This window comes from Teichococcus coralli, from assembly GCF_009829925.1.
GTDB lineage: Bacteria > Pseudomonadota > Alphaproteobacteria > Acetobacterales > Acetobacteraceae > Pseudoroseomonas > Pseudoroseomonas coralli.
This window is the reverse complement of sequence record NZ_SNVJ01000038.1, coordinates 1-17,134: the sequence shown is the minus strand read 5'-3', so window position 1 is coordinate 17,134 and position 17,134 is coordinate 1. Positions and strand designations below refer to the sequence as shown.

Sequence of the window (17,134 nt, the reverse complement as noted above, 5' to 3'; positions counted from 1 at the left end):
GGCCGGGCGCCACCGCCGCCGGCCGGCGCCGGGGCCGGCGCAGCCTGGGGTGGCCGTGGCGGGGCGGCCGAAGCGGCGGCAGGCTTCGCGGCGCCGCTGCCGCTCTCCTGGGCGCGGACGCTTCCGGGAGCCCCGCCGGATGGCGGGCTGGCCGGCGCTCCCGCCGGCCTGGAGGTGGCCGAAGGCGGAGGCGGCATCGCCAGACCCGGATCCCTCGCGGGCGTTTCCGGCGCCGCGGGCTTGCCCGGCGGCGAGGCCGGGCCGGCGGCCGGACCCGCCGTTCCGGCACCGCCCAGGGCGCGCGGCGGCACGCTCGGATTGTCGTGCGCCGGCTTGCGTGGCGTGGTGTCGCGGCTGCCCGGCACCGGCTCGGACTTCGGGGTCTCTTTCGGCGTGTCGGTCATTCTCTACTCCTGCCCCTCGTTCTCCGGTTCTGGGCGCGCGATCTCCGGCCCCCGCCCCGGCGCTGGACCAAGCAGGGCCAGCAGCGCCGAGGAATCAGGCATCGCCGTAGCATGGATCGCTTGCCAAGGCATGTCCGCCAGGGCGCGTGCAATACGCGGTGACAGCGCGAACGCCGCCATTCCCCGCACGGTTTCCACAAGACCGCTCTGCCGCAGCAAAGCCTGGGTGATCAGCGCCGATCGCGGCGACAGGAACAGCGCCGCCCGCGCCGCGCCCTGCCGCAAGGCCGCCCGCGTCGAATCGGGCAGGCCGGCGGCCGGGCGCGCGGCATAGACCACCCGCCGGCGCACGCTGAAGCCCCGCCCGCGCAGCGCCGCCGCGAGGGCGGCGCCATAGCCCTGCCCGACCGCCAGCAGCAATGGCCCGCGCGCGGGGTCGAGCCGTGCCGCGGCAAGGGCGGCCAGCGTGGCGGCGTCGCCCTCGGCGGGCGTGATGTCGGTGAAGCCCGCTGCCCGCGCCTCGGCCGCGGTGCCGCCGCCCACCGCCAGCACCGGCAAAGCAGGGTCGAGCTTTCCGGCCAGGGCCCGTGCCGCGGCGCGGCTGGGCAGCAGCAGCGCCTGTGTCGGCCGGGCGAGGTCCGGTGCCGGCGGCAGCGCCTCCAGCACCAGCGCGGGCGCCAGCAGTGGCCGCCAGCCCAGCGCCGCCACGGCGGCGGCCGTCTCTGCGCAGCCCGGCTCGGGCCGGGTGATCAGAACGGCGGGCGGCTCCCGCACGGGGTCAGGCAACCACGGGGCTAGGCGATGAAGATATCGGCCGGGCTGTCGGCGCGCAGGCCGTCGCCCAGCTCATGGCCCAGGCGCTCGGCATCGGCCGCGGCACCGTGGATGCTGCGCTTCAGCAGGAAGCTGCCGTCCGGCCGGGCCACCAGTCCGGTCAGGTGCAGATCGCCATTGGGCAGCAGCCGCGCGTGGCCGCCGATCGGCGTGCGGCAGGAGCCGTCCAGCGCGCCCAGCAGCGCCCGCTCGGCGCGGGAAACGGCGCGGGCGGCGCGGTCCTCGATGCCGGAGAGCAGCTCGTGCAGCTCCCCATCGGTGGCCCGCACGGTGATGCCGACGATGCCCTGCCCGGCCGCCGGCACCATCGCCTCCGGGTCCAGCACCACCGAGGCGCGTTCCTCCAGGCCCAGCCGCCTCAACCCGGCCAGCGCCAGCAGCGTGCCGTCGAACTCGCCGGCCTCCAGCTTGCCGAGGCGCGAACCCACATTGCCGCGGATCATGTCCACCTGGAGGTCCGGGCGGGCGTGCAGCAGCTGCGCCTGGCGCCGCAGGCTGGCGGTGCCGATCCGCGCGCCGGCGGGGATGGCGGCGAAGGGGTCGCCCGCCTGGGCGGCGCCGCAGCGCGGCCCCAGCACCATGGCGTCCCGCGCGTCTTCCCGCGTCATCGTGCAGGCGAGCACGATGCCGGGCGGCAGCTCGGTCTCCAGGTCCTTCAGGCTGTGCACGGCGAAGTCGATGCGCCCGTCCAGCAACGCCTCGTGGATTTCCTTGGCAAACAGCCCCTTGCCGCCGATATCCGCCAGCCGGCGGTCCTGGATGCGGTCGCCGGAGGTGGCGATGACGTGCTCCTCGAAGGCATTGGCGTTCCGCAGCACCGGGCAGAAGCGCAGGATGCGGTCGAGAAAGGTGCGGGTCTGCCACAGCGCCAGCGGCGAGCCGCGGGTGCCGACGCGCAGCGGCAGCGGCCGGCGCGCATGGGGCTTGACCTGCGCCGCCTGAGGATGCCCATGCGGAGGGGTGCCCTGGCCGCCCCGCAGATCCGCAGGGGCCATGGCGCGGGAATGTGCGAAGGCACCCGCCGTGGCAGACGACGGGACGGGGTGGGCAAGGGACATGCCGGCGTCATAGAACCACCGCCCGGCATGGGAAAGGCAGAACGGATGCAATCGGCGCTGATCAGCGGACCAGTCCTTGGTTTGGAGGCGAGCTGCGACGAAACCGCGGCCGCCCTGCTGGCGCCCGACGGCAGCATCCTGGCCGAGGCGGTGCGCAGCCAGCTCGCCGAGCACACCCCCTACGGCGGCGTGGTGCCGGAGATCGCGGCGCGCGCCCACCTGGCGCACCTGCCCGCCCTGGCCACCCAGGTGATGGCGGAAGCGGGCGTGAAGCCCGCCGATCTCGGCGGCGTCGCCGCCACCGCCGGGCCGGGGCTGATCGGCGGGCTGATCGTCGGCGCCAGCTTCGGCAAGGGCATGGCGATCGCCCACAACCTGCCTTTCCTCGGCATCAACCACCTGGAGGGCCATGCCCTCACCGCCCGACTGCCCGGGCTGGTGCCGGGCGGGGTCGCGTTCCCCTACCTGTTGCTGCTGCTCTCCGGCGGGCATTGTCAGTGCGTGGCGGTGGAGGGGCTCGGCCGCTACCGCCGCCTCGGCTCCACCCTGGACGACGCGGTTGGCGAGGCCTTCGACAAGTCGGCCAAGCTGATGGGCCTGCCCTGGCCCGGCGGCCCGGCGCTGGAGAAGCTGGCGGCCAGCGGCGACCCGAAGCGGTATTCCCTCCCCCGCCCCATGCTCGGCCGCCCCGGCTGCGACTTCTCCTTCAGCGGCCTGAAGACCGCCGTGGCCCAGGCCATCCCGAAGCTGGTGACCGAGCAGGACCGCGCCGACCTCGCGAGCGCCTTCCAGCACGTGGTCGCCGCCGTGCTGGCCGACCGTGCCCGCCATGCCCTCGCCATGCTCCCCGCCGCCACCGCCATGGTGGTGGCCGGCGGCGTGGCGGCCAACCAGGGCGTGCGCGCCGCCCTCGCCGCCGAGGCCGCCCGCGCCGGCCTGCCGCTGATCGCGCCGCCCATCCGGCTCTGCACGGACAATGCGGTGATGATCGCCTGGGCCGGCATTGAGCGCCTGCGCGCCGGCCTGGCCGACCCGCTGGAGCTGGCGCCGCGCCCGCGCTGGCCGCTCGACGAGCTGCGCGCGGGGCAGCCAGGGGATGCGGCGGCATGAACTACCGCCACGCCTTCCACGCCGGCAACTTCGCCGACTGCATGAAGCACGCGCTGGTGGTCTCGCTGATGCGCCGCCTCTGCGCCAAGGACACGCCCTTCCGCGTGCTCGACACCCATGCCGGCATCGGCGCCTACGACCTTTCCGGCACCGCGGCCGAGCGCACCGGCGAATGGAGGCGCGGCATCGGCCGGCTGCTCGACATCACCGAGGGGCCGCTGGCCGAGTGGCTTGCCCTGGTGCGCCATGCCGGCTTTCCGCCACGCTATCCCGGCAGCCCTTCGCTGGTCCGCATGATGCTGCGCCCGCGCGACCGCCTCGTGCTCTGCGAGCTGCACGAGGAGGACCACGCCACCCTGCGCACCCTGTTCCGCGGCGACCCGCAGACCGCCGTGCACAAGCGCGACGCCTGGGAGGCGCTGACCGCCCTCACCCCCTTCGCCGAGAAGCGTGGCCTGGTGCTGGTGGACCCCCCCTTCGAGGTGGAGGGCGAGTTCGAGCGCATGGCCGAGGGCCTGGCCACGGTGGCGCACCGCTTCCGGGCCGGGGTGCAGGCGCATTGGTACCCGATCAAGCACCGCACTCCGGTGCGCGCCTTCCACACCGCCCTCCAGGAGAGCGGCGTGCGGGACATCCTGGCCTGCGAGCTGTGGCTGCGCGAGCCGACCGACCCGCAGCGGCTCAATGGCTGCGGCCTGGTGGTGGTCAACCCGCCCTGGAGGTTCGAGGAGGAGGCGAACGGGATCCTCGCCGTGCTGCTGGAGCGCCTGGGCGACGGCGAGCCCGGCCAGGGCTTCGCCGTGACCCGGCTGGCGGAGGAGTAAGGCGCCGTGGAACGGATCGCCGTGATCGGCGCCGGTGCCTGGGGCACGGCGCTGGCCATCCAGGCCGCGCGGGCGGGCGGCGAGGTGCGGCTCTGGGCGCGCGACGCCGGCCGGGCGGCGGCGATGCAGGCGGTGCGGGAGAATGCCGGCCACCTGCCTGGCCATCGCCTTCCGGAGGGCATCACGGTGACGGCCGATGCCGCCGCCGCGCTGGAAGGCGCCGGGCTCGCGCTGCTGGTGGTGCCGGCGCAGCACATGGCGGCGGTGCTGGCGCATCTGCCTGCCCTCCCGCCCGCGCTGGTGGCCGCCAAGGGCGTGCTCCGCGATGGGCTGCGCCTGCCGCTGGAAACGCTTGCGCTGCTGCGGCCCGGCCTGCCGGCGGGCGTGCTCTCCGGGCCCAATTTCGCTGGCGAGGTCGCCGCTGGCCTGCCTGCCGCCGCCGTGGTCGCCAGCACCGATGCCGCGCTGCGCGAGGCCGCCACGGCGCGGCTCGCCACCGCGCATTTCCGCCTCTATGAGCAGGACGACCCGGTGGGCGCGCAGGTCGGCGGCGCAGCCAAGAACGTGATCGCCATCGCCGCCGGGGCGGTGATGGGGGCGGGGCTCGGCGAGAATGCACGCGCCGCGCTGGTGACCCGCGGCCTGACCGAGATCGCCCGCCTGGCCGACGCGCTGGGTGGCCGGGCGGAAACGGTCAGCGGCCTTTCCGGCCTCGGCGACCTGCTGCTGACCTGCACCGGGCCGGGCAGCCGCAACTTCTCGCTGGGCGTCGCGCTCGGGCGGGGCGAGGCGCTGGAGCACATCCTGGCCGGGCGCAACAGCGTGACGGAGGGCGTCGCCACCGCGCCCGCCCTGCTGGCCCGCGCCCGTGCGGCGGGCGTGGACATGCCCATCACCGCCGCCGTGGCCGACGTGCTGGCCGGCAAGGTGGACGTGGCCGGGGCCATGGAAGCCCTGCTGGCCCGCCCGCGCCGCACGGAGTGAGGTTCCGGCCGCGCTGACTCCGCCCGCTCCACCGCGTTACCGGAACGCACGCAGCCCCGGAGAGACAGCCCATGCCGCAGCGCCCCGATGTTGTGGTCTTCGACGTCATCGAGACCCTTTTTCCCATTGAGCCGCTGGCGCCGCGGCTGGAGGCGCTCGGCCTGCCCGGTGCCCTGCTGCAGGGCTGGTTCGCCGCCAGCCTGCGGGACAGCTTCGCCCTCGCCGCGATCGGCGACTTCCGCCCGCTGCGCGCCGTGATGGGCGCCAACCTCGACGACCTGCTCGCCCGCCACGGCCGCAGCGCCCCCGAGGCACAGAAGGCCCAGCTGCTCGACGGCATGGGGCAGCTGCCCGCCCATGCCGACGCGGCGGAGGCGATGGACCTGCTGCGCGGGGGCGGGCTTCGGCTGATCGCGCTCAGCAACGGGGCGGCGGAGGCGACGGAGAAGCTGCTTCACGGCGCCGGCCTGCGCGAGCGGGTGGCGGAGGTGGTTTCCGTGGAGGAAGTCAGGCTCAGCAAGCCCCGCCGCGAAGTCTATGCGCGAGCCGCCACGCGGGCCGGGGTGCCGGCGGGGCGGATGCTGCTGGTGGCCTCGCATCCCTGGGATGTGAACGGCGCCCGCGCGGCCGGGCTGCTGGGGGGCTTCGTGGCACGCGGGCGTCCCTTCCCCGCCATGCTGCCCGCACCGGAGGTCGAGGGCGCCACGCTTGTGGACGTGGCAAGGGCGATCCTGGCGCTCGCCTGAGCACGGCCCCCTCCAGGCCCCCGCGGGGCGCTGCGGCCGGCCCGCTCAGTCCGTCCGCAGCGCCGCGCCGGCCGCCAGCGGCGCGAGCGGCAGGGCGGCGGCGACCAGCGCGCCGAGCAACAGCAGGAAGGGACGCGCCGGCAGGCCGCTCGCCGCCGCCTCGATCCCCGCCGCGCCGAAAATGATGGCGGGGATGGCCAGCGGCAGCACCAGCAGCGGCAGCAGCACCCCGCCCCGGCGCGCGCCCAGCGTCAGCGCCGCGCCCGCCGTGCCGACAAAGGAGAGGAACAGCGTCGCCAGCCCCAGGGCCAGCACCGCCACGCCCCAGGCCTCCACCGGCAGGTTCAGCATGGCGCCGGCGACCGGCGTGGCCATCAGCAGCGGCGCCCCGGTGGTCAGCCAGTGCCCGGCCGCCTTCACCGTGGTGATCTGCATGCCCGAGAGGCCGGAGAGCAGGAGCTGGTCGAGCGAGCCATCCTCCGCCTCGGCGCCGAACAGGCGGTCGAGCGGCAGCAGCGCGGCCAGCAGGGCGGCGGCCAGCAGTGCGCCGGGCGCCAGCCGCGCCAGCGCCTCGGGCGAAGGCCCGACGCCGAAGGGGAACAGTGCCGTCACCAGCAGGAAGAACAGCACCGCCGCCAGCGTGTCGGCGGGATGGCGCGCCGCCAGCAGCAATTCGCGCCGGAGCAGGGCGATCACGCCGCCGGCTCCAGCCGCAGCTCGCGCGCGCCGGGCAGCGGCAGCGGCACATGGGTGGCCGCCAGCACCGCGCCCCCCGCCGCGCGGTGGCGGGCGAGAAGATCGCCGAAGCGGGCGACCGAAGCCGTGTCCAGCCCGACCGAAGGCTCGTCGAGCAGCCAGAGCGCGCAGGGCGCCAGCGCCAGCCGGGCCAGCGCCAGCCGCCGCTTCTGCCCGGCCGAGAGCATCCGCGCCGGCAGCTCGGCCAGCGGCGCCAGCGCCACCGCCTCCAGCGCGGCGCCGATGTCGCCGCCCCATCGGCTGGCCCAGAAGCGAAGGTTCTCGGCGACGGTCAGGCTGGGCTTCAGCGCCTCGGCATGGGCGAGGTAGCGCAGCCGGGCGGCATGCTCGGCCGGCTCGGCCAGGGCATCCTCGCCCGCCCAGAGCATTTCGCCCTCGGCCAGCGGCACCAGCCCGGCCAGCGCCCGCAGCAGCGTGGACTTGCCCGCGCCATTCGGGCCGGTCAGCAGCAGCGCCTCCCCCGGCGCGACCCGGAAGGAAAGCCCGGCGAACACGACCCGCTCGCCGCGCACCACGGCCATGTCTTTTGCTTCCAGCACCGCACCCTGCGCCCCCGCCCGCCGATGGACCGGGGGCGCCACCCGTGTAATAAGCGAGGGCGTTCGCAGCAAATCTCTAAGGGACCCCGGACCATGCGGATGATCGGGCAGGATAGCCTGAAGGCGCGTCGCTCCCTGACAGTCGACGGCAAGACCTACCATTACTTCAGCCTGCCCGAAGCGGCAAAGAGCATCGGCGACGTCAGCCGCCTGCCCTACAGCCTCAAGGTCCTGCTGGAGAACGTCCTGCGCCACGAGGACGGCCGTGCCTACGCGGTGAAGGACGCCGAGGCCATCGCCGAGTGGGTGAAGGAAGGCAAGAGCGAGAAGGAAGTGCCCTTCCGCCCGGCGCGCATCCTGATGCAGGACTTCACCGGCGTTCCCGCCGTGGTGGACCTCGCCGCCATGCGCGACGGCATCATCAAGCTCGGCGGCGACCCGAAGCGGGTGAACCCGCTGGTGCCGGTGGACCTGGTGATCGACCACTCCGTGATGGTGGACGTCTCCGGCAGCGCCTCCGCCCTGCAGAAGAACGTGGACATCGAGTTCGAGCGCAACGGCGAGCGCTACGAGTTCCTGCGCTGGGGCCAGGAGGCGTTCAACAACTTCCGCGTCGTGCCGCCCGGCACCGGCATCTGCCACCAGGTGAACCTCGAGTACCTGGCGCAGGGCGTCTGGACCGCCACCGACGCCGGCGACACCTTCGCCTATCCCGACAGCTGCTACGGCACCGACAGCCACACCACCATGGTGAACGGCCTCGGCGTGCTGGGCTGGGGCGTCGGCGGCATCGAGGCCGAGGCGGCCATGCTCGGCCAGCCGATCGCCATGCTGATCCCCGACGTGATCGGCTTCAAGCTCTACGGCAAGCTGCGCGAGGGCGTCACCGCCACCGATCTCGTCCTCACCGTGACCCAGATGCTGCGCAAGAAGGGCGTGGTCGGCAAGTTCGTCGAGTTCTTCGGCCCCGGCCTCGCCGAGATGGCGCTGGCCGACCGCGCCACCATCGGCAACATGGCCCCGGAATACGGCGCCACCTGCGGCATCTTCCCGATCGACGAGGTGACGCTCGACTACATGCGCCTCTCCGGCCGCGACGAGCACCGCATCAACCTCGTGCGCGAGTACTACAAGGCGCAGGGCATGTTCGCCGACGCCAGCATGCCGGAGCCGGTGTTCACCGACACGCTGGAGCTGGACATGGGCACCGTCGAGCCGTCGCTCGCCGGCCCGAAGCGTCCGCAGGACCGCGTCGCGCTGTCCAACGCCGCCCCCGCCTTCGCCAAGGAGCTGGCCTCCGGCAACCTCGGCGTGCCGGGCGACAAGGCCGACCTGCGCGTGCCGGTCGAGGGCGCCAACTACGACCTCGGCCATGGCGACGTGGTGATCGCCGCCATCACCTCCTGCACCAACACCTCGAACCCCTATGTGCTGGTCGCCGCCGGGCTGGTGGCGAAGAAGGCCAACGCGCTCGGCCTGAAGCCGAAGCCCTGGGTCAAGACCTCGCTCGCCCCCGGCTCCCAGGTGGTCACCGACTACCTGCAGAAGGCCGGGCTCGACACCCATCTCGACGCCCTGGGCTTCCAGACCGTCGGCTATGGCTGCACCACCTGCATCGGCAATTCCGGCCCGCTGGCCGACCCGATCGTGGACGCCATCGAGAACAACAAGCTGGTCGCGGTCTCCGTGCTCTCGGGCAACCGCAACTTCGAGGGCCGCGTGCACCCGAACGTGCGCGCCAACTACCTGGCCTCGCCGCCGCTGGTGGTGCTCTACGCCCTCGCCGGCTCGATCACGCTGGACGTCACCAAGGAGCCGGTCGGCACCGGCAAGGACGGCCAGCCGGTCTACCTGAAGGACATCTGGCCGACGCAGAAGGAGGTGAACGACACCGTCGCCGCCGTCGTGACGCGCGAGATGTTCCAGAGCCGCTACTCCGACGTCTTCAAGGGCCCGGAGCAGTGGCAGGCGATCCGCGTCGACGCGGGCTCGGACACCTATCGCTGGAACTCCGGCTCCACCTACGTGCAGAACCCGCCCTACTTCGAGGGCATGGACGCCGAGCCGAAGCCGATCGCCTCGGTGCAGGGCGCGCGCGTGCTGGCGCTGCTCGGCGACTCCATCACCACCGACCACATCTCGCCCGCCGGCTCCATCAAGAAGACCGCGCCGGCCGGCGAGTACCTGCTGGAGCACCAGGTGCGGCAGCAGGACTTCAACAGCTACGGCGCCCGCCGCGGCAACCATGAAGTCATGATGCGCGGCACCTTCGCCAACATCCGCATCAAGAACGAGATGGTGCCGGGCATCGAGGGCGGCATCACCAGGCACCATCCCTCGGGCGAGGTGATGCCGATCTACGACGCCGCCATGAAGTACAAGGCGGAGGGCGTGCCGCTGGTGATCTTCGGCGGCAAGGAGTACGGCACCGGCTCCTCGCGCGACTGGGCGGCGAAGGGCACCTTCCTGCTCGGCGTGAAGGCGGTCATCGCCGAGAGCTTCGAGCGCATCCACCGCTCCAACCTGGTGGGCATGGGCGTGCTGCCGCTGGTCTTCAAGCCGAACGAGGACCGCAAGAGCCTCGGCCTCACCGGCGAGGAGATCATCGACATCCAGGGCCTGGAGGGGCTGAAGCCCCGCATGATCCTGGAGCTGGTGATCCACCGCCCGGACGGCTCGGTGACCCGCACCGAGGTGCAGTGCCGCGTCGATACGGCTGACGAGGTCGAGTACTACAAGAACGGCGGCATCCTGCACTACGTGCTGCGCAGCATGGCGCTGCCGAAGGCCGCCTGAACAGGGGCAAGCGCCGGGGCGTCAGCCTCCGGCGCCTTTCGCCGATGCGCGATAAGGCCGGGCCCCGCCCCGGCCTTTTCCGTTTTCCGCGGCGATGGGCCACCGGCGGGGGGCCGAGGAGCGAAGCACTCCAGGGAAGCCCCACCAGGCCATGCAGGGTCGCGCGGGGCGCCATCGGCCGCGCGTCGATCTTCCAGCTCATCGCCATTGTCCTTGGACGAGTGGCGTTTCCGGCGATCGGCGCAAGCCCTGAACGCCCGCCCGGGCTCCGCCGGGACTCGCTTCCACGCCCGGCCAGGACGGCGCGCAGGGCCGGGCAGCCCGCAACCCTTGAGCGGCACACGCGTTCACGGAGCCGTTACGCTGCGGCCCGGTGCATGCGCCCAATTCCGTTTCCAGGCGTTTGCAGGAAAACCTTTCGGGCTTGCCCCAGCCTGGCCGCGCGGCGGCGGCAGGCCGGCGACGCCGCCTGCCGACGCCGCATCCATCCGCCTGCACCCCGCGTTGTCGTCCCGGCCCGCCGCACGGGGACAAGGCTCAGCTTCCAGGATTCCGCTCCATGACCAGCCTGCGCCGCATCGACCACATCTCCGACCTGCACTTCAACCGCGTGGACGATGCGGCGGCCGAAGCCCTGGTGGAGACACTCAACGCCGATCCGGCCGATCTGGTGGCGATCAGCGGGGACCTGACCATGCGGGCCCGCTCCTTCGAATATCGCGCCGCCTGCCGCTTCATGGGGAAGCTGAAAGCGCCGATCATTGTGGTCCCGGGCAACCACGACATCACCAACTACTGGCCCTGGGAGCGGTTCCTGGACCCCTTCGGCCGCTGGCACCGCTTTGTCGGCGGCGAAACGGAGCCGGTCTGGCGCGACGACCAGCTGGCGGTGATCGGGCTCAACACGGTGGTTCGCGGCGGGCTGCACCTCTCCTGGGAAGGCGGCCGCGTGAAGACCCACCGCCTGAAGCGGCTGCTGCAGCGGCTGGAGGAACTGCCGCCGGGCCTGTTCCGCATCGTTGTCGCGCACCATCCCTTCCTGGCCCCGGAGGATGCGCCCGACACGCAGCTGGCCCGCCGCGCCGCTCCGGCCCTGGAGAAGCTGCAGCGCGCCGGCGTGCGGCTGATCCTGTCCGGTCACCTGCACCGCGGCTATGTGCGGCTGCACCGCGGCGCCTCCAGCAGCGCCGTCCATCGCCAGGAGCTGCTGGTGGTGCAGGCGGGCTCGGCCATCTCGACCCGCCTGCGCGGCGAGCCAAACGCCTACAACCGTATCATCGTGGATGGCGGGCAGGCGCGCATCGAGCCCCGCCGCTGGGACGGCCAGGCCTGGACCAGCGCCGCCGCCCCGGCCTGGCCGACGGAAGTGCTGACCCCCGAGGAGGGCGCGCCCGAGCTGGATCTCTGACAGCTTCCCCCGACGTCACGTCCGCAAGGTGAGGGCGAGCGGGATGGCAAGCAGGCACAACGCCGCCATCGGCAGGAAGACCCCGCCGCCCAGGGCGGCATAGAGCGGGCCGCAAAGCCAGGTGAGAAGCCCCATCAGCAGGCCGACGCCGAGCGCGGCGTGCAGGGTCTGCGCGGTGCCGGCCTGGGCCGGCGGCACCAGCCGCAGGATCAGGTGCATCGCTGCCAGGTGTTGCGCCCCGAAGCTCAGCGCGTGCAGCGCCTGCACCGCCGCAAGCGCCGGCAGCCAGGTGGTGGCCGCCAGGACGCTCCAGCGCAGCAGCCCCGCCCCGGCCGCCAGCAAGGCCATGCCGCGCGGGCCGATCCGTGCCATCAGCCCACGGCCGAACAGGAACAGCGCCACCTCGCCCACCGCGCCCTCGGCCCAGAGCAGCCCGATGACGCCGGGCGAATGCCCGGCCGCCGCCCAATGGATGCTGCCGAAGGCGTAATAGGCGGCATGGCTGCTCTGGATCAGCCCGGAAAGCAGCAGCAGCCGCGCGAAGCCCGGCAGCCGCAGGGCGGCACGGAAGCCGCCGCCCTGCCGCCGCTCCGGCAGGCTGGGCGGGCGCGGCAGGATGCAACTGGCGGCCAGCGTGCCCAGCATGGCAGCGCCGATCAGCCAGGGCACCACGCCGAAGCCGGCGCGCCCCGCGCACCACCCGGCGAAGGCCGCCATCGCGATATACGCTACCGAACCGGCCGCCCGCACGCGGCCGTAGTCCAGGCGCCCCTCGCGCATGGCGGCGAGGCAGAGCGCATCGGCCAGGGGCGTCAGCGGCGCGCTGGCGGCGTTCAGCAGCAGCTGCACCAGCAGAAACCCGAGCAGCCCGGCTGCCGCCAGGAAGCCGCCCGCCGCGAGCAGGCCGAGCAGCGCCAGGCCAGCCAGCAGCACCCGCGCATCGCCCAGCGCATCGGCCCAGCGGCCGGCCATCGGCGCCGCCAGCAGCCGCACCCCGGAGCCGAGCGCCAGCGCGAGCGCGATCTCGTCCGGGTTCAGCCCGCGCGCGGCCAGAAAGGCCGGAAGGAAGGGCTGCACCACCCCGATGGTGGCGAAGACCGCACAGAGCAGCAGCACATGGCGAAAGGCGGAAATGCGGACACCCCGGGTTCGAAGGGGCCGGAAGCGAATGCCCCGGCCCCGCCATTCTCGGGGCGCGACAGGCGGCGGTCCAGCCTGTCAGCCGTTGCCGATGCGGGCGAGGAAGCCATCCACCGCGCCGCGCAGGCTGCCGTTGCGCGCCTGCAAGGTGCCGGCGGCCTCGGCCAGGCCCGACACCGCCTCGCGCGATTGGCTGGCGGCGCTGCGCACCTCCTCGCTGCGCCGGGCGACCTCGGTGGTGCCCTGCGCCGCCGCCGCGGCAGCCCGGGCGATCTCGCNCGGTGGTGCCCTGCGCCGCCGCCGCGGCAGCCCGGGCGATCTCGCGCGTCGCCGCGCCCTGCTCCTCCACCGCCGCGGCGATGCCGCCGCTGATGCGGTCCACCTCGGCAATGGTGCCCGCGATGCTGCCGATCGCGCCCACCGCCGCCCCGGTGGCCTGGCGCATCGCGGCGATCTGGCTGGCGATCTCCTCGGTCGCCCTGGCGGTCTGGTTGGCCAGGGTCTTCACTTCCGAGGCCACCACGGCGAAGCCCTTGCCGGCCTCCCCCGCCCGCGCCGCCTCGATCGTCGCGTTCAGCGCGAGCAGGTTGGTCTGCCCGGCGATGTCGCCGATCAGCTTCACCACGTCGCCGATGCGGGCGGCCGCCTCGGTCAGGCTCTGCATCGTGCGGTCGCTCTCCTGCGCCGCCTGGGCGGCGGCGGCGGCCACCTGGGTCGCCTCGCCGGTCTGCCGCGCGATCTCCTGCACGGCCGAGGCCATCTGCTCGGCGGCGGCCGCCACGGTGCGAACCTCCTGCGCGGTGCTCTCCGCCGCCTCGGAGGCCGCCCCCCCGGCGAGGGCGGTGCGCTCGGAGGTCTGGCGCAGCGCCGTGGCGGCGCCATCCACCGCGCGCGCCGCCTGGGACAGCTCGGCCATGGCGCCATCCACCTCCTGGCGGAAGCCTCCCACGGCCGCGGCGTAGAGTTCGGCGCGTTGCAGGCGCGCCTCGTTCTCCGCGCGGGCCTCGCGCTCCAGCTCGGCGGCGTGGCTGAGGTTGCCACGCAGCGTTTCCGCCGCCCCGGCCAGCACGCCGATCTCGTCGAGCCGCTCGCTGCCCGGCACCGGGCGGGTCAGGGTGCCCTGCGCCATGGTGGCGATGCCCTGGGTCGCGCCCTGCAGCGGGGCCAGGATGCTCCGCCGCACCGTGAGCGCCAGCACCATGCCCAGCGCCAGCAGCGAAGCCGCGACCAGCAGCATCAGCAGCCCGGAGAGCCTTTCCGCGTAGGCCACGGCCCCCTCCGCCGCCGCCTCGCTCGCCGCCTCGGCGGCCTTGGCCGCCTTGTCGAGCAGCGCGTTGAGCCCGCGGCGGTTGGCGCGGTTGGCCTCGTTGTTGCCGAGCTGGTTGGCCGCTGGCGGGCCTTGCTCGACACCGGCGCGGGCCACCTCGGTGCGGAAGCGCACGAACTCGGCCACGGCGCGCTCCAGCTCGGTGAAGTCGGCCCGCTCGGCCGGCGGCACCAGCCCCCGCCAGGCCTCCATCTCGACCTGCAGCGCGGCGAGATGCTGCCGCAGCGAGGCGGCGGCCTTGCGCGCCGGCTCGCCGGGTTCGGTGAAATAGAGCAGGCGGCTGTCCGACACCACGGCCATGACCTGCGTGTTCACCCGCTCCGCCCGCCAGGCGGCGGCCCCGGCGCGCTGCGTCTCGCGCACCTCCGTCTCGTAGCTGGAGAGGGCCCAGAGCGCGAAGGCGGCTGTGGCCAGCGCCACCAGGCCGGAGAGGCCGAGCAGCATGTAAAGTCGGGTCGCCAGGGAGCGCGACAGCCAGCGGGTCATCCGGTCATTTCCTCCGAAGCCAAGGTTGCCGCCTTGAGCCTGGCGGCACCTCTTCCCTTTTATGGGAGTATCCTTTCGCCGCGGTTAAGCGGCCACGGTTGCCAAGCCCCCGCGTTGGCGTCAGACAAGGCAGGCGATGCCAGACCGCGTCTTCTCTTCCGCCGCCTCGTCGATGTTTCCCGCGCGGGTCAAGGCCGTTCTCGGCCCGACCAACACCGGCAAGACCCATCTGGCGATCACCCGGATGCTGGCGCATGCCTCCGGCATCATCGGCTTCCCCTTGCGCCTGCTGGCGCGGGAGAACTACGACCGCATGGTGGCGGTGAAGGGCGAGCGCCACGTCGCCCTCATCACCGGCGAGGAAAAGATTGTTCCGCCCGAGGCCAAGTGGTTCGCCTGCACCGTCGAGGCCATGCCGCTCGGCAGCGGTTCCCAGGGGCGCACCGAGTTCGTCGCGGTGGACGAGATCCAGCTCTGCGCCGACCCCGACCGCGGCCACATCTTCACCGATCGCCTGCTGAACGCGCGCGGCCTGGTGGAGACCATGTTCCTTGGCGCCGAGACCATCCGCCCGCTGCTGCAGCGCCTGGTGCCGCAGGCGGAGATCGAGACGCGCCCGCGCCTTTCGCAGCTCAGCTATGCCGGCCCCGCGAAGCTGACGCGCCTGCCGCCGCGCAGCGCCGTGGTCGCCTTTTCCGCCGGCGAGGTCTATGCCATCGCCGAGGCCATCCGCCGCCGGCGCGGCGGCTGCGCCGTGGTGATGGGCCGGCTCTCGCCGCGCACGCGCAACGCGCAGGTGGCCCTCTACCAGAACCGCGAGGTGGACTTCCTGGTGGCGACCGACGCCATCGGCATGGGCCTGAACATGGACGTGGACCATGTCGCCTTCGCCTCGCTGACCAAGTTCGACGGCCACCGCTCCCGCCCGCTGGAGGCGCAGGAGGCGGCGCAGATCGCCGGCCGCGCCGGGCGCGGCATGCGCGACGGCACCTTCGGCGTCACCGCCGACTGCCCGCCGTTGCCGGAGGAGATGGTCGCCAAGATCGAGGGCCACCAGTTCGAGCCGCTGATGACGCTGGCCTGGCGCAACGCCAAGCTCGACATGACCAGCATCGACGGCCTGCTGGACAGCCTCGCCGCCTCGCCGCCGGTGCCCGGCCTCGCCAAGGGCAACGACGCGACCGACCACATCACCCTCGCCGCGCTGGCGCGCGAGCAGGAGGTGCGCAACCTCGCCAATTCGCGCGCCCGCGTCCGGCTGCTGTGGGAAACCTGCCAGATCCCCGACTTCCGCAAGCTGGCCGACGACAGCCACACCCGGCTCTGCGCCCGCGTCTTCGGCCACCTGGTGAAGGAGGGCCACCTGCCCGCCGACTGGGTGGGCGGGCAGATCGCGCAATGCGCCAGCATCGAAGGCGACATCGACACGCTGATGACGCGGCTTTCCGCCATCCGCGTCTGGTCCTACATCGCCGCCCGTGCCGACTGGCTGCGCGATGCCACACGCTTCCAGAACGAGGCCCGCGCCGCGGAGGACGCGGTGAGCGACGCGCTGCATGAGCGCCTGACCGCCCGCTTCGTGGACCGCCGCGCCGCGCACCTGATCCGCCGGCTCGACGACACCGCCGAGGAACTGCTCTCCGCCGTCACCCGAAAGGGCGAAGTGGTGGTGGAGGGTCACCCGGTTGGCCATGTGACGGGTTTCGTGTTTGAACCCGACGCAACTGCGGGTAATGGAGAAGAGCGCAAGCTCGTGCTCCGCGCCGCCCGCCGTGCCCTTCAAAGTGAGATGCCGAAGCGCGTGACTGAACTGGAAACGGCGTCCGATGACGCCTTCACCCTGACCCCCGCTCATCGGATCGTCTGGAACGGCGCCGAAGTGGCGCGCCTGCGGCCGGGCCCAACCCCGGACAAGCCGCTGGTGGAGCCGCTGCCCTCCGAGTTCCTGGACGGCGCCCAGCGCGAGCGGGTGCGCGCGCGACTCGCCGCCTGGATCGAGGGCATGATCAAGCGCGACTTCGCCGCCATCGACGCCGCCGAGGCCAAGGCGGCCGAGGACGGCGCGCTGCGCGGCCCGGCCTTCCGGCTGCGCGAGCATCTCGGCCTGGTGCCTGGCGGCACCGAGGCCGAGGTCAATCCTGAACTGCGCCAGAAGCTGAAGGCCATCGGCATCCGTGCCGGCCGCTTCGCGCTCTACCTGCCCGAGGTGCTGAAGCCCCGCCCCATGGCGCTGCGCGCGCAGCTCTGGGCGCTGAAGGCGGAGTGCGACACGCCGGAGCTGCCGGGCGGCGGCCTGGTCTCGGTGCCGCCGCCGGAAGGCTGGCCCGAGGGCTTCGCCGGCAGCATGGGCTGGGTGCAGGCCGGCCCGGTGCTGCTTCGGCTCGACGTCGCCGAGCGCGTCGCCGGCGAGCTGGGCCATCTGACGCGCCGGGCGCCCGCCATGCTGCCGCCGGACGTGGCCAGCCGCCTCGGCGTCAAGGCCGACACCTTGCCGACGGTGCTGAACGTGCTCGGCTTCCGCCTGCTGACCCCCGAGGCGCCGGCCGAGGACGTCTTCGGGCCGCCGGCGCCGCCGATGGTCAGCGCCCGCCGGGAAGACCACCGCAGCCGCTTCCGCCCCGACCGGCGCGGCGGCGACCGCCGCCCCGAGCGCGCTCCCGCCCGCCCGCCGCGCGAGGCGGCGGTGGCCGGAGCCGAAGGCGCCGCCCCGGCCGAGGAGGGC

At 73.6% G+C, this 17,134-nt stretch carries 14 protein-coding genes and 2 pseudogenes; 8 read left to right on the top strand and 8 right to left on the bottom strand.

Features of this window, described 5'->3' with window-relative positions:
- From E0493_RS23635 to hemC, 3 genes and pseudogenes are all read right to left on the bottom strand, one after another.
- Positions 1–404: pseudogene (locus tag E0493_RS23635) on the bottom strand (hypothetical protein); the annotation flags it as partial.
- 3 nt (positions 405–407) lie between these two features.
- Positions 408–1,178 (bottom strand): uroporphyrinogen-III synthase, encoded by a 771-nt coding sequence (locus E0493_RS22150; RefSeq protein WP_367614572.1) that lies wholly within the window; start codon positions 1,176–1,178, stop codon positions 408–410.
- 20 nt (positions 1,179–1,198) lie between these two features.
- Positions 1,199–2,233 (bottom strand): hydroxymethylbilane synthase, encoded by a 1,035-nt coding sequence (gene hemC, locus E0493_RS22145; protein WP_160939443.1) that lies wholly within the window; start codon positions 2,231–2,233, stop codon positions 1,199–1,201.
- 108 nt (positions 2,234–2,341) lie between these two features.
- Between hemC and tsaD the strand changes: the two genes are divergently transcribed.
- The 4 genes from tsaD (at position 2,342) to E0493_RS22125 (ending at position 5,960) form a co-directional block, all read left to right on the top strand.
- Positions 2,342–3,406, top strand: coding sequence for a tRNA (adenosine(37)-N6)-threonylcarbamoyltransferase complex transferase subunit TsaD (gene tsaD / locus E0493_RS22140; RefSeq protein WP_160939442.1), 1,065 nt, complete (start codon positions 2,342–2,344; stop codon positions 3,404–3,406).
- On the top strand, positions 3,403–4,230 hold the full coding sequence (locus tag E0493_RS22135; RefSeq protein ID WP_160939441.1) for a 23S rRNA (adenine(2030)-N(6))-methyltransferase RlmJ: 828 nt from the start codon (positions 3,403–3,405) through the stop codon (positions 4,228–4,230). Before tsaD ends, E0493_RS22135 begins: the two co-directional genes overlap by 4 nt.
- A gap of 6 nt (positions 4,231–4,236) precedes the next feature.
- Positions 4,237–5,214: an NAD(P)H-dependent glycerol-3-phosphate dehydrogenase gene (locus E0493_RS22130; RefSeq protein ID WP_160939440.1), complete on the top strand. Its 978-nt coding sequence runs from the start codon at positions 4,237–4,239 to the stop codon at positions 5,212–5,214.
- 71 nt (positions 5,215–5,285) lie between these two features.
- A complete protein-coding gene (locus E0493_RS22125; RefSeq protein WP_160939439.1) occupies positions 5,286–5,960 on the top strand; it encodes a haloacid dehalogenase type II in 675 nt (224 codons plus the stop codon).
- A gap of 45 nt (positions 5,961–6,005) precedes the next feature.
- Here E0493_RS22125 and ccmB read toward each other — a convergent pair whose 3' ends face one another.
- Both ccmB and ccmA read right to left on the bottom strand, forming a co-directional pair.
- Positions 6,006–6,656, bottom strand: a complete 651-nt coding sequence (gene ccmB, locus E0493_RS22120; RefSeq protein ID WP_160939438.1) for a heme exporter protein CcmB — start codon at positions 6,654–6,656, stop codon at positions 6,006–6,008.
- The gene (gene ccmA / locus E0493_RS22115; RefSeq protein WP_456316355.1) at positions 6,653–7,255 is read right to left on the bottom strand and encodes a heme ABC exporter ATP-binding protein CcmA; all 603 of its coding nucleotides are present in this window, start codon (positions 7,253–7,255) and stop codon (positions 6,653–6,655) included. The genes ccmB and ccmA overlap by 4 nt, the downstream gene beginning before the upstream one ends.
- Positions 7,256–7,348: 93 nt before the next feature.
- On the opposite strand from ccmA, the gene acnA reads away from it, so the two are divergent.
- Together acnA and E0493_RS22105 are read left to right on the top strand one after the other, a co-directional pair.
- Positions 7,349–10,051: an aconitate hydratase AcnA gene (acnA, locus tag E0493_RS22110; protein ID WP_160939436.1), complete on the top strand. Its 2,703-nt coding sequence runs from the start codon at positions 7,349–7,351 to the stop codon at positions 10,049–10,051.
- Positions 10,052–10,610: 559 nt separating this feature from the next.
- Positions 10,611–11,459: a metallophosphoesterase family protein gene (locus E0493_RS22105; protein WP_160939435.1), complete on the top strand. Its 849-nt coding sequence runs from the start codon at positions 10,611–10,613 to the stop codon at positions 11,457–11,459.
- A 15-nt stretch (positions 11,460–11,474) separates the two neighbouring features.
- Here E0493_RS22105 and E0493_RS22100 read toward each other — a convergent pair whose 3' ends face one another.
- The 3 genes and pseudogenes from E0493_RS22100 to E0493_RS24015 form a co-directional block, all read right to left on the bottom strand.
- The gene (locus E0493_RS22100; protein ID WP_160939434.1) at positions 11,475–12,575 is read right to left on the bottom strand and encodes an MFS transporter; all 1,101 of its coding nucleotides are present in this window, start codon (positions 12,573–12,575) and stop codon (positions 11,475–11,477) included.
- Between the two features lie 102 nt (positions 12,576–12,677).
- Positions 12,678–12,809: a hypothetical protein gene (locus tag E0493_RS23810; protein WP_268894144.1), complete on the bottom strand. Its 132-nt coding sequence runs from the start codon at positions 12,807–12,809 to the stop codon at positions 12,678–12,680.
- Positions 12,810–12,963: 154 nt separating this feature from the next.
- Positions 12,964–13,728 (bottom strand): annotated as a pseudogene (locus tag E0493_RS24015) (methyl-accepting chemotaxis protein); the annotation flags it as partial.
- On the opposite strand from E0493_RS24015, the gene E0493_RS23630 reads away from it, so the two are divergent.
- Together E0493_RS23630 and E0493_RS22085 are read left to right on the top strand one after the other, a co-directional pair.
- Positions 13,634–13,864: a hypothetical protein gene (locus tag E0493_RS23630; RefSeq protein WP_235913968.1), complete on the top strand. Its 231-nt coding sequence runs from the start codon at positions 13,634–13,636 to the stop codon at positions 13,862–13,864. The pseudogene E0493_RS24015 and the gene E0493_RS23630 overlap by 95 nt on opposite strands.
- A gap of 684 nt (positions 13,865–14,548) precedes the next feature.
- A partial coding sequence (locus E0493_RS22085; protein WP_235913967.1) for a helicase-related protein occupies positions 14,549–17,134 on the top strand: 2,586 nt, incomplete at its 3' end.

Excerpts from the sequence above, each read along its gene's own strand:
- E0493_RS22135 (WP_160939441.1), top strand. The coding sequence starts at position 3,403 with ATGAACTACCGCCACGCCTTCCACGCCGGCAACTTCGCCGACTGCATG.
- hemC (WP_160939443.1), bottom strand. The coding sequence starts at position 2,233 with ATGGCCCCTGCGGATCTGCGGGGCGGCCAGGGCACCCCTCCGCATGGG.
- tsaD (WP_160939442.1), top strand. The coding sequence starts at position 2,342 with ATGCAATCGGCGCTGATCAGCGGACCAGTCCTTGGTTTGGAGGCGAGC.
- E0493_RS22125 (WP_160939439.1), top strand. The coding sequence starts at position 5,286 with ATGCCGCAGCGCCCCGATGTTGTGGTCTTCGACGTCATCGAGACCCTT.
- E0493_RS22105 (WP_160939435.1), top strand. The coding sequence starts at position 10,611 with ATGACCAGCCTGCGCCGCATCGACCACATCTCCGACCTGCACTTCAAC.
- acnA (WP_160939436.1), top strand. The coding sequence starts at position 7,349 with ATGCGGATGATCGGGCAGGATAGCCTGAAGGCGCGTCGCTCCCTGACA.